The sequence below is a fragment of the Sorangium sp. So ce185 genome (assembly GCF_051526825.1).
GTDB lineage: Bacteria > Myxococcota_A > Polyangia > Polyangiales > Polyangiaceae > Sorangium > Sorangium cellulosum_D.
On sequence record NZ_CP150316.1, the window covers coordinates 12,754,388 to 12,766,408 of the forward strand.

10 protein-coding genes are annotated in these 12,021 nt (G+C 72.9%); 6 read left to right on the forward strand and 4 right to left on the reverse strand.

The genetic code is table 11. From position 1 onward, the window contains the following. The first annotated feature begins 17 nt into the window (after window positions 1–17). From WMF26_RS47065 to WMF26_RS47090, 6 genes are all read left to right on the forward strand, one after another. Entirely contained in the window at window positions 18–1,217 is a 1,200-nt protein-coding gene (locus WMF26_RS47065; RefSeq protein ID WP_437998027.1) for a hypothetical protein, read from the forward strand. Then, a complete protein-coding gene (locus WMF26_RS47070) occupies window positions 1,217–3,448 on the forward strand; it encodes a DUF2169 family type VI secretion system accessory protein (RefSeq protein ID WP_437998028.1) in 2,232 nt (743 codons plus the stop codon). Before WMF26_RS47065 ends, WMF26_RS47070 begins: the two co-directional genes overlap by 1 nt. Continuing rightward, entirely contained in the window at window positions 3,445–5,184 is a 1,740-nt protein-coding gene (locus WMF26_RS47075; RefSeq protein WP_437998029.1) for a pentapeptide repeat-containing protein, read from the forward strand. The genes WMF26_RS47070 and WMF26_RS47075 overlap by 4 nt, the downstream gene beginning before the upstream one ends. A gap of 23 nt (window positions 5,185–5,207) precedes the next feature. Continuing rightward, the gene (locus WMF26_RS47080) at window positions 5,208–6,188 is read left to right on the forward strand and encodes a S41 family peptidase (RefSeq protein WP_437998030.1); all 981 of its coding nucleotides are present in this window, start codon (window positions 5,208–5,210) and stop codon (window positions 6,186–6,188) included. A 219-nt stretch (window positions 6,189–6,407) separates the two neighbouring features. Continuing rightward, window positions 6,408–6,704: a hypothetical protein gene (locus WMF26_RS47085; RefSeq protein ID WP_437998031.1), complete on the forward strand. Its 297-nt coding sequence runs from the start codon at window positions 6,408–6,410 to the stop codon at window positions 6,702–6,704. Window positions 6,705–6,729: 25 nt separating this feature from the next. Next, the gene (locus WMF26_RS47090; RefSeq protein ID WP_437998032.1) at window positions 6,730–7,290 is read left to right on the forward strand and encodes a hypothetical protein; all 561 of its coding nucleotides are present in this window, start codon (window positions 6,730–6,732) and stop codon (window positions 7,288–7,290) included. Between the two features lie 131 nt (window positions 7,291–7,421). Here WMF26_RS47090 and WMF26_RS47095 read toward each other — a convergent pair whose 3' ends face one another. From WMF26_RS47095 to WMF26_RS47110, 4 genes are all read right to left on the reverse strand, one after another. Next, window positions 7,422–8,339, reverse strand: coding sequence for a hypothetical protein (locus WMF26_RS47095; protein ID WP_437998033.1), 918 nt, complete (start codon window positions 8,337–8,339; stop codon window positions 7,422–7,424). Window positions 8,340–8,372: 33 nt separating this feature from the next. Beyond that, window positions 8,373–8,924, reverse strand: coding sequence for a DUF3540 domain-containing protein (locus WMF26_RS47100; RefSeq protein WP_437998034.1), 552 nt, complete (start codon window positions 8,922–8,924; stop codon window positions 8,373–8,375). 130 nt (window positions 8,925–9,054) lie between these two features. Then, entirely contained in the window at window positions 9,055–10,857 is a 1,803-nt protein-coding gene (locus tag WMF26_RS47105; protein ID WP_437998035.1) for a DUF2169 family type VI secretion system accessory protein, read from the reverse strand. Between the two features lie 59 nt (window positions 10,858–10,916). Further along, the gene (locus tag WMF26_RS47110) at window positions 10,917–11,699 is read right to left on the reverse strand and encodes an FHA domain-containing protein (RefSeq protein WP_165374547.1); all 783 of its coding nucleotides are present in this window, start codon (window positions 11,697–11,699) and stop codon (window positions 10,917–10,919) included. Window positions 11,700–12,021: the final 322 nt, after the last annotated feature.

Genomic DNA, 12,021 nt, shown 5'->3' on the forward strand with positions numbered 1-12,021 from the left:
CCCCACGCGGAGGGCGCATGGGTACGCGCGAGGGTGAAGGTATCAGCGGGAAATACCTCCTCATCGAGGTCCCGAATTTCAACGACGCCGGGGCCGATGCCGAAGCGATGGGCTCCTATCTGCGCCTCGGCGCGGTCAAGGACCCGAGCCTCGCCGCCAACCCGGGCGCGCCGAAGGCGAGCGGCGAGGACCTCGCCGCCCTGGTCACCTCGTTCATCGACGACACCCGCAAGCGCGACGGCTGCCCGGGCTTCATCCCCGAGGCCGAGCGGCAGGCCGAGACCGCGAAGCTGCACACCAAGGGCGGCTGGCGCGACCACTCCGACGGCAACCGCATCACCACCACGCGCGGCGACAAGGTCGAGGTCATCAAGGGCAATTACCGCATGCTCGTCCTCGGCCGGCAGGACGACAAGGCCGGCTGGGACGTCTCCGGCGGTCATATCCAGGACGCCACCGACCTCTGGACCGCCGCCACCACCATCGAATGGGTCCAGAACTACAACGGCACGTGGAAGGTCACCGAGAAGACCGAGAAGGGCGACGTCGACACCACCTACCACGGCGATACGTTCGATCGGTTCTACGGGAACAAACAGACCAGCATCACCGGCTCCGAGGCCCCCACGGCCGAGCGCCCGAACCCCGTCTGCCTCAGCTCGACCTGGGCGCAGCGGATCGAGTCGTATACCGGCTCCGCCGCCTGCCCGGTGCCGCAGATCCTCGACGAGACGTGGGCCGTCACGATCGCCAGCAAGACGACCGCGACCTCGATCTCCGACGAGACCACCGCGCAGACCATCGCCAGCAAGACGACCGCCACGGAGGTCAGCGACGAGACCACGGCGAGCACCGTCTCGAGCACCACCGCGGCGAGCACGGTCAGCGATACCACCATCGGAAATGTCCAGTCGGTGACCGTCGGAAATACCAGCGACGTCACCGTCGGCAATGCGGCGTCGATCACCGTCGGCGCCACCGAGGAGATCACGATCGGCGGCCTTGTCGAGCTGACCATCGCGGCGCTGCTCGAGGTCTCGCTCACCGCGGGGGTGTCGATCAACATGGGCCCCAAGGCCGAGCTCAACCTGACGAACCGGCAAGAGCTCTCGCAGTTCCGCACCAACGTGAAGAACATCTGCTCCAGCGTCTCGTCGGCCGAGTCGGTGAGCACCGGGGCGTACAACCTGATGTCCGGCGTCATCAACCTGTTCTGATGCAGACCCGGAACCTCACGCCGTTCCTCTTCGGCACGAAGGTCTGCTCGCGCCGGCCGCCGCAGCCCGAGGCGGTCCTCATCGTCCGCGGCCGCTTCTCGCTCCGCCTGGGCGAGCCGCTCGCGCCGGTGGAAGGCCCGCTCGCCCAGGGCGCGCTCACGGCTGAGACCTTCGACGGCGAAGGCGGCGAGCGCGAGGGCGAGTGCACCTATCCCGGCGATTTCGCCGACTGGAAGCCGGCCGCCGATCTGCTCCTCCGCGGCGCATGCCGCCCGCCCGAGGCCGATCCGCAGCGCGAGCACCCCGTGGGCTTCGCGGTCGGGGCGTGGTCGAAATCGCAGCTGGTCCCGGCGCCGCGCGACGGCCGGCCGGTCCCCGCGCCGTTCGGCCCGCTCCACCCCGACGCGCCCGAGCGCCGCCGGAAGCTCGGCAAGGAGTACGGCCCCTCGTACCGCAAGACCCGCGCCCCGTGGACCGCCGAGGACTTCGACTGGACCTATTTCCAGGCCGCCCCGCCGGATCAGCGCCTCGCCGGCTACCTGCGCGGCGACGAGGAGGTCACGCTCCTCCACCTCCACCCCGCCGCAGACGCCGCCTCCTTCCGCCTGCCGGGGCTGCGCATCCGCGTGGTCGTCGAGGACGCGCGCGGCCGCGTGCAGGACGCCGCCATGAGCCTCGACACGCTGCTCGTCGAGCCGGACGCCGGCCTCGTGACCCTCACCTGGCGCGGCCACGCGGAGGTGGCCGAGGACGACCTCGCCGACCTCCGCGCCGCCGTCGTCGGCGCCGAGCCGCTCTCGGCCGCGCCGCTGCCGCTCGAGCGCTACCAAGAGGAGCTCGCGCAGCTCGCGCGCGATCCGCGCGGCCTCGAGGATCTCCCGCCGGACGTCCGCGCGGCCTACGATCTCGTCCGCGACGGCGCGCCGCGGCCGGCGCCGGCGGGCGAGGCGGATCCCGTGAGCCGGCTCCTCGCGGAGCGGCTCGGCGGCCTGCACGCGCCCGAGCAGGAGCGCGTGCGACAGCTCGTCGCGAAGCTCCGGGCGCTGCGCACCCCCGAGGGCGTGGACCTCGAGCGCAGCGTCGCCCAGGCGCTCGCGCGGCTGCCCGCGCAGCGGCAGGCCGCGTACCTCCCGGCCACGCCCGCGGGGACGCCGCGGGTCCCGATGGGCGGCGCGCTCGCCGCGCTCGTCGAGCGCGTCGAGGAGATCAAGCGCGACGCGGCCGCGCGCGGGACGCAGCTCGAAGGCGTCGAGCGCCTCGACGCCCTGCTCGGCGACCCCCGCCTGCGCGAGATCGTCCCCGGCTACCAGCCCCCCGGCGAGGCCGCGGCGCCGCCCCCCGAGCCCGGCCCCGGCGTCGATCTCTCGGGGCAGGACCTCTCCGGGCAGGACCTCTCGGGGCGCGATCTCTCCGGGGCGAAGCTGTCCGGCGCGCTCCTCTCGGGGACCGACCTCTCGGGGGCCAAGCTCTCGGGCGCCGATCTCTCGCGGGCCGTGCTGTTCGAGGCGAACCTCTCGGGCGCCGATCTCTCCGGCGCTGACCTGTCGCAGGCCAACCTCACCGGCGCGCGCGCCGCCGGCGCCAATCTCCGCGGCGCCACGCTCGACCAGGCGATCCTCACCCGCGCCGCGCTCGCCGGCGCCCGCCTGGCCCGGGCGCGCGGGCGCGGCGCGCTGCTCGACGAGGCCGACCTCTGCGACGTCGAGGGGGACGGGCTCCACCTCGAGGGCGCCGTCCTCCAGGCGGCGAAGCTCGACCGCGCCTCGTTGCGCGGGGCGGCCCTCATCGGGTGCATGTGCGCGGGCGCGTCCGCGAAGGGCGCGGATCTCACGGGCGCGTCGCTGCCGCGCACGAGCTTCTCCGACGCCGATCTGGAGCGCGCGACGCTCGTGGAAGCGCGGGGGGAAGGCGCGGCGCTGCTCCGGGCGAAGCTCGACGGCGCCGACCTCCGGTACGCCTCGCTGCCCCGAGCGCACCTCTCGGGGGCCTCGGCCCGGGGCGCGCGGCTCGCCTGCGCGGTGCTGCGCGAGGGCCGCTTCTACCGGGCCTCGCTCGAGCGCGCCGATCTCGCGCAGGCCGACCTCTTCGGCGCCGACCTCTGCAAGGCCCGCCTCGACGGCGCCTCGTTCGCCGGCGCCAGCCTGTACGGCGCCCGGCTCGACGGCGCGAGCGCCGCGAGCTGCAACTTCGAGGGGGCGAACCTGCGGCGCTCCAGCCTGGAGCGCGCGTGACGACGGCTGAGGAGCTCTTCGAGCGCATCCGCGCCGGCGCGCCGCTCCAGGGCGCCCGCCTCGAGGGGCTCGACCTCGCGGGCCGGGATCTCGCGGGCCTCGACCTCTCCCGCGTCAAGCTCCTCCGCGCCGATCTGCGCGGCGCGCGGCTCGCGGGCAGCGTCCTCTCGGGCGCGCACCTCGTCGAGTGCGACCTGCGGGATGCGGATCTCGAGGGCTGCGCGCTGGACGGCGCGCTCGTGCTCGGCTCGAACCTCGAGGGCGCACGGCTCGCCGGCGCGCGGCTCGCCGGGGCGAAGCTGTCGTACCAGCGCCTCGCCCGCGCCGATCTCTCCGGCGCGACGATCGCCGAGGTCGAGGCGGTGGGCTCGGACTGGTCCGGCGCGCGGCTCGCCGGCGCGACCCTCTCGGGCTCGCGCTTCGACCTCGCGAACCTCGAGGGCGCGGATCTCACGGAGGCCCGCGTCGCCCGCGCCTCCTTCACCCGCGCGAACCTCCGCGGCGCGCGCCTCGCCCGCGCCCGCGTCGAGGCCGGCGCCTTCGTCGGGGCCGATCTCGGCGGCGCGGACCTCGAGGGCGCGGAGCTCGATCGCGCGGTCTTCGTCCGGGCCGACCTCCGCGGCGCGCGCTTCCCGCGGCGCATGCGCGGCGTGGTCCTCGACGAGGCCCGGCTCGGCCGGCCCGAGCTCGCGGGCAAGGACCTCGCCGGGGCCGACCTCGCGGGCGCGGATCTCTCCGGACTGGACCTCGCGGGCGCGGATCTCTCGCTCTCCTCGCTGCGCGGCGCCGACCTGCGCGGCGCGAATCTCCGCGGCGCGCGCCTCGAGCGCTCGATCCTCTCGGACTGCGATCTCACCGGCGCGGACCTCCGGGGCGCGAGCCTCCTCGGCTGCGACCTCTCGCGCTCGATCCTCCGCGGCGTGGATCTCTCGGGCCGCGATCTGGAGTCGGTGATCCTCATCGACGCCGATCTCGAGGGGGCCGATCTCGCGGCCGCGCGCCTCGTCCGGTGCATCCTCGACGGGGCGCGGCTCGTGCGCGCGAACCTCACGCGCGCGGTGGTCCAGCAGGCGCTCCTCCGCGGGGCCGCGCTGGAGGGCGCCGTGCTCGGCAAGACGATCTTCGATCGCGTCGATTTCACCGGCGTGGATCTGCGCGCCGTCTCCTTCTCCGGCCTCACCGTGCACCGCTGCGCCTTCATGGAGGCGAACCTCGAGCGGATGAGCCTGCGCGATTGCGATTTCATGGGCAGCGATTTCTCGAAGGCGAACCTGCGCGGCGCCGATTTCGAGGGATCCATCCTGACGCAGGCGAGGCTCCGCGAGGCCGCGCTGGACGGCGCGAGCCTCTCCGGGGTCGCGGCGAAGGCGGCCTATTTCGGCGGCGCCTCGCTGCGCGGGGCGAAGCTCGCGCAGGCGATGCTCCGGTACGCCACGTTCACGCGGGCGGACCTCGAGCGCGCGAACCTCGCCGCCGCCGATCTGCGGGACGCCATGCTCGATCACGCGGCGGCGCCGGGCGCGCTCTTTCTCTCGGCGCGCCTCGAGCGCGCGAACCTGTCGCACGCGCGGGTCGAGGACGCCGACTTCAGCGAGGCGGATCTCGCCGGCGCCAACCTGCACGCCCTGCGCGACGCGGGCGCGCGCTTCTCCGGCGCGAGGCTCCTCGGCGCGCGCCGGACGGACGTCGATCGGCTGGAGGCGGAGGCGTACACGCCCCCGCGGCCGCCGCGATAGCAGCGGGGGAAGGAGCGGAGCGGATGCTGCCTGCGAGCAACAACGGCGCCGGGATGAACATCGGGTTTCCGGACGTGTGCCTGACGCCGGTGGGGCCGGCGGTGGTGCCGATTCCGTATCCCAACTTCGCGCTCAACGCGATGGCGGTGAATTTCTCGGTGAAGGTGAAGGTATCGATGATGAACGCGCTGAACCTCGGCACGACCATCCCGATGACCTTCGGGATGGAGCCCGGGGTGGCGCACCCGCTCTACATGGATGTCGGGGCCTACGTGAGGGGCAATCCCAAGGTGTTCATCGAGGGGCTGCCGGCGATCAACCTCACCTGTCCGACCACCGGGAACGCCGGGAACAACGCGGTGGGCGCGGTGCTGGTGCCGAGCGCGGTGAACGTGTTCTACACGTGCGCGGCGGCGCCGGAGGAGGTGCTCCCGGACGCGGGGAGCGTGGCGCACGCGCTGCTGGGCGATGGGATCGGGGTGATCAGGATCCGGGTGTTCTCGCTGGACGTGCCGGCGTTGGTGTACCGGGCGATGCGGGCGCTCGAGGCGGAGGGGATGCGCGAGCTCGTGATCGACCTGCGCGACAACCCTGGAGGAGAGCTGCGGGCCTTCGTGGAACTGGCGGGGGATTTCCTGCCGGCGGGGAGCGTCGTGGCGACGGTGACGGACGGCGACGGGGACGAGACGGTCTATCGGTCAGGGCAGGAGGCGCCGTATACGGTGCCGGTGACCATCCTGGTGAACCGCGGGACGGCGTCGGCGGCGGAGCTGTTCGCGGGGTGCCTCAAGGCCCATGGGCGGGCGGCGATCGCGGGGGAGCGGACCTACGGCAAGGGGGTGGGGCTGGCGCTGTGCGCGGGCGAGGGGGGCGCGCGGATGGCGGCGGCGGTGCGGGTGGCGCTGCCGGGCGGTGCGGAGGTGCAGGGGGTGGGCGTGGGACCGGAGCGCGATACGAGGGCCGCGGGGGGTAGCCGTGGGGAAGAAAAAGAAGAAGCAGAATAGCCCCGGCGGCACATCGATACCCCTCAACAGCGCGACTGCGGGTGGGGGGACCGCTTCCACGAGAACGCTCTCGGTCACCGCTCACCTGCCCTCCACGCAGACGGCGGCGACCGTGGCGGCCCCCGCGACCGTGTTGGGGGCCGTTGGGGCGATGGTTGGCGGCCCGGTCGGCGCGGGCCTGGGCGCGCTGCTGGGAGGAGTCGGTGGAGCCTTGGTCCGTTGGTATTGGGCAGGGGAGGCTTCCCAGCCATCGACACCGGCACCAGCGCCAGCACCAGCACCGGCGCCAATCCCGGCACCGGCGCCGGCGCCAACTCCGGCACCGGCACCGGCGCCAACTCCGGCACCGGCACCAGCGCCAACTCCGGCACCGGCACCGGCGCCAACTCCGGCACCGGCACCAGCGCCAACTCCGGCACCGGCACCGGCGCCAACTCCGGCACCGGCACCGGCACCGGCGCCAATGCCGGCACCGGTGCCTGTACCGGCGCCGTCGCCGGAACAGATCGAGCATGACGCCCTGGTTGGGCTGTCGAACCACTTGAAACGTGAGCTCGAGAGGGAGACGAGATCCGCTGATCCTGCGCTGAGCGCATGGGCCAAGGGCATGCTCGCTAGGCTCAGCACCGTTGCCGAATTCCACTTCTGGGGTGCGCGACAGGCTCGTACCAGGCTGGATCTCGAGCGGCTGCGAAATGACCTCGCGGCCGAGCGAAACGCGGCGAACGCGCGCGCTGACGCGATCACCCGCCGGCGCGATCGCTTCGACCGGAACAACTCCGGTACCTGGGAGACGAACCCGGTGCAGTACCTGAACGGCATCACCGAGGCCGACGTCCTGGTGTCACCCGAGGGCGCGCGGATCCTGAGAGAGCTCGCGCTCGGGCAGCTCAGGGATCGGCATGGTCCCGCCACCGAAGGACAGATGTCGCACCAGCACCTCTCAGGCGGCTCGCGGGGCATCGGGTTCATCTACGTCCAGCAGCCCGACGGCACGGTCACACCCTACGTGGTGGACCTGGGTAACAAGCTGTCCGACAACAAGTACCGGTGGGATCACGGGGGCATCGGCTACGTTCCCCCCCGCCCAGGCGGTCTGTAGGACACGGCTGGTCGGCGGGCGCCCAGCGCTGAGCGCGGTGGACGGCGGGCGTGCCTCGTCAGCCGGCAGGGTGGGGGCGCAGGGAGGATGCGTGACGCCGGATGTCGAGGCCCGCGCGCTGGTCCGGCCCTTCAGGGGAAGGCCGCATTCAGACGTTCGATGACGGTCGATACGGGGGCATAGAAGGCGACGTATTTCTCGATACCGCCGACGCTGAAAGTGTCCGGAGCAGGCAAACCCGGGGCCGTCCACACCGACTGGGTGTTTTCCGTACCGCTCCAGTCGAACATGTTCCCGATGTCGTTCTCCGACCACGTGGGCGTGGTCCCCATGCGGTCCCCGTTGTTGGCGCCCACGACCATCCGGCCATCGAGCGTACGTACCATGTGGAACGGGACCCAGCGCCCCTTCCTCTCGGCCTCGAGCGCCGAGCGCTCGCCCGGGCGGAAACGACGATAGAAGATGATGATCGAGTCCGCAGGCAGATGGTCCGGGTCCGTGACCCACTGGTCCTGCGCCGGGTCGACGATCTGGTAAGTGTTTGCCTTGGGTACGGCGAACCGCCAGCGAGTGCACACTTCCGGTGAGAGGCCATCCGTCAATGTCAGGCTGAAGACGCCGGCGTCATAGCACGTGGTGGGTAGGATCCCCTCATTCAATGGGTGTTTTTGCGTCATCGCCTTGTAAGCCTCGGAGCCTGGGGTTACGAGCGCCGCAGGCGGGAACTGCGGTCGCGCCGGCCTCCTCTGCGACCACCAGTACGCCGTCACGAGGGCGCCGGTCGCGAGCGCGACGGTGGTCCCGGCGATGGCGGCCAGGCGCCAGCCAGCGTCGAGCTCGCCCTGAGCCTCCGATGGCTCGAGGTCTTCCGCCATGGCCTGGCCGAGCATGCTCGCGCCGAGCAGGCCCGTGGTGACGGCGCCCCAGCCTCCGGACAGGGACAGAGATGCTCCCGGCGTATTCCGGATGGTCGCCGCGTTCCCTTCATCGTGGGTCGCCGCTTGCAGCCCTTGCTTGTTCCCTCTGCGGCTCCTCTTGCGCCTTCCCATTTCCTCCCTCAAGGCGAGCGCGCTTGCTGGCACTTACCCCAGGTGGATCTCCTTCCCGTTGATCGTCATCGTCTCCTCGGTCAGCACCGTCGCGCTCTTCGCCTTCGTCGTCGAGGACCCGTCCACCACCGTGTGGCTCTCGCGCGCGTGCAGGCTGAACAGGTCGGTCACGCGCTGCACGAGCGACGCCGCCTTCTGCACCAGCGCCCCCGCGAACACCCGCACCTTGTCGCCGTAGACGTCCACCTCCGGCCCCCGCAGCTCCACCCCCCGGTCGCCGGACAGCCGCAGCGCCCCGCCCGCCGCCCGGACGTCGACGTCGCCCTGGAGCTCCAGCGTCACCTTGCCCGTCCCGTGCAGGACGCCGATGACGTAGAAGCGCGCCCCGCGGCCGATCACCAGGAGCACGTCGCCCACCGCCGGCGCGTACGGGATCGCCAGCGCCATCGTCGCCTCCGCGCGCTCCCCCTCCGGCAGCTCGATGACCACCGCGTGCCCGCGGGCCTCCAGCACATGCGCAGGTCCCAGGTACTCCTCGACGCGCATGGACGCCGCGCGCTCCCGAACCACGGCTACCTCCGTCATGATGGTCCCTCCAACGTCGCAGTGGTGCTGGCCGGAGCTGCCCCGGAGAGGGGTACATGCGGCCGGGAAGATCCTGGCTCTTTCTTCCCGTCTTCCTGGTGAGATCCGGCCATGATTCCCTCTTTCCGGCTCAGTCCTTGCGGAATCGCTTGTACAGGCTGCCAAGAAGGCTGGGCCGATCTCGCTGCGGCGCGGGCGGAGCCGGGGCCGGCGCACGCGATCCGGGCGAGTGCTCGACCTCGGGACCGCGCTCCGGTGCGGGCAGCACCTCGGCGGCGGGCGCGGGCGCGGATGCGGCCGCAGGCGCAGGCGTCGTGGCGATCGCCGGCGCGGATGCGGGTGCAGGCGCAGGTCCGGGCGCTGACGCGGCCATGGGCGCCGACGCGGGCGCGGGCGCAGTCGACGACGCGGCGTCCGGCTCCACCGCGGCACCCGGCGCACGCGCAGCCTCCGGCGCGGGCGCCGCGTCCGGCTCGCGCAGATCGACCGTCCCCTCCAGCGGCGACGCGGGCACCGGGATCGCCGCCGCGCGGCTCGCCGCCCACGGCGCGCCCGGCTGCTCGTCGCTCTCCCGCTCGCCGCGCGCGCCCGCAGGCGCGATCGGAAACGGCGCGCGCACCGCGTCGTGACCCTCGCCTCGGACCCGCGCGGGCGGCGGCAGCGCGGCCTGCGCCTGGCGGGACCGCGCCTCGCTCCCCGTCGGCGGCAGCGTGTCGTCGAGCGAGAACGTGCCCGCGAGCGGGTGCGTTCCCGCGAGCGGATGCGTGCCCGCGAGCGGGTGCGTGTCCGCGAGCGGATGCGCCCGCCCGGCCGCGACGCTCTCCGGCGCCTCGACGAAGTCCTCGTCGTCGAGGGTCACCGTCGTGCTCCAGTCCGTCAGCTTCACGGTCTCCGGCGCCGCCTCCGCGAGCGGCGCCCTGGCGAGCACCTCGGCGACGTCCGGCCACGGCACCGGCTCGCCGCCGGCCTCCACGCCCACCGCCACGCGCAGAGCCGAGAGCGCCTCCTCCGAGGCCACCTGGAAGCTCCCGCGGAAGACCACCGCGCACCGCTCGGCGTCGGCGTGCACGATCAGCGTGTCGCCCGCGAGCGACAGCCACCGCTGCACGCCGTTCGGCAGGTAGATCGTCGCGAGCGCCCGCAGCGCCGGCAGGCGCGTGGCCAGCGCCGGGTGATGCGGGCTCAGGCCCTCCAGCACGATCTGCTCGCCGCCGAGCACCCGGTCGAAGCGCTGATCCAGCGGCGCCGACTGGAAGTACGACCAGTCGAAATCCTCCGGGATCGACGCGGCCCCCTCCAGCTCGCTGCGCGCGAGCCCGCGGAGCAGGCGCGCCCGGGCCGGCGCGATCGGCGGGATCGGCCCGAGGCCGATCGGCGCGCGCCCCCCGTCCGGCGGCAGCACGTTGGGCAGCGACATCTTGCCGTCCGGGTCCGCGAGCGCGCCGACGCCGAACGGGTTCTCCGGCTCGTCGACGCCGCCCCAGGCGCGCTGGTACTCGATCGGCATCTTCACGAACGGCTCCGGCTCGGGATCCGGCGATGCCGCGGAGGCCGCTCGATCGCCGACGACCTCGACGCGCTTGTCGACCAGCGCCGCTACCCCGCGCACGATCGCGAGCCGCACCGGCATCCGCCGGACCGGCACCCCGCCCGGCGCCCACGCGTGCCCCGTGAGCACCACCTCGGCGCGCTCCAGCCAGGGCGCGAGATCGCTCGCGGCGAGGAGCGGCTTCATCGGGTGGCCGCGCACGTAGACCTCGCTCCGGATCACCTCCATCGGCTCGATCCGCCGCGCCTCGCCGCCCGGCACCATCGCGAAGGTGGCCTTCGCGACGAGCGTCACGTGGAGCTGACCGCGGCTGCGCCACAGCCTCGCGCCCGCGGCGACCGGTCCGGCGCGGAGGACGTCGAGCGGCCAGCGAGCGGCGGTCATGGGCGATCGCTCCTCCGGCGGAGATCGCGCCGGCTCGGCCGCGCGCGGCCGGTCGGCGTTCAGTTGGTGTTGAGCTCGACGCGCAGCAGCTTGCGGCCGATGAAGAGGTAGTCGCCGTGGGCGAGCTCGCGCTCGCTCTTGATGCGCACGTAGGTCCCGTTGCGGCTGTTGAGATCGGTGAGCGTGAACTTGCCGTTGTGCTCCTCGAGGCGGCAGTGCGAGCCCGACATGTACAGGTCGACGGGGAAGTTCAGGTCGCCGCCCTCGCGCCCGATCTGCAGCGAGCTGCCGCGCGCGCATACGGTCATGCCGACCGCGCCGCCCTGGAGCACCTGGGTGAGGCGGAACGGGCTCGGGTGCTTGGGCGAGGAGTAGAAGAAGGTCCCGTCCGGATCCTGGCCGTCGGAGGCGCGCGGCGTCGGATCGAGCCGGAAGAGCTGCTCGCCCGCGAGGAACGTGTCGCCCGGCGTGATGTCGATCGTGCCGCGCACGCGGATGTACACGCCGTTCAGCGAGCCCTCGTCGCGCACGACCAGCTTGCCGTCGCGGTAGAAGAAGTTCGCGTGCTTCGGCGAGACGAACGGATCGTCCGGGAAGACGAGCTGCCCGTTGCGGCCGACGATGTGCTGCTCGGCCTTCAGGTGGAAGGAGAGGCCGTCCATGCCCTCGCCGCGGATGAGGATCAGCTTCGCCTTCGCCGGGTTCTGCATGTCCCCGAAGAACAGCGTCTGCGCGTTGAGGATCTCGGGCGGGACCGCCGTTCCGCACCTCCCGCAGAACTTGTGGCCCGAGGGAACACCGCTCGAGCAGGAACGGCAGACGTAGTTACGGGCTTGCTCCATCAGCTCCTCCTGGGAGAGTTCGGCAAATTCGCTCTTGGACGAGGTGGTCTTGGGGCTCCGCCCCGCGCCGCGCGAGCTCGTCGGGTCGAGCCGGGGCTCCCTCGCGCCCAGGCTGCCGGCGGCGGGCGTCGGAGAGCGACGGGCCGACGCGGCCGGCGCGTTCCCCCGGCGCGGCGTGAACAGGGCCAAGTCGTTCGCGCACTCAGGACAACGCGCGGTGCCCATCGGGCTCCACAGGTCGCACTGGCCACAGACGATGCCAATCTCGTGCTGCTCGGTGTGCAAACGTCTCCTCGGTGCATTGGAGGACCGCGAACCGCGG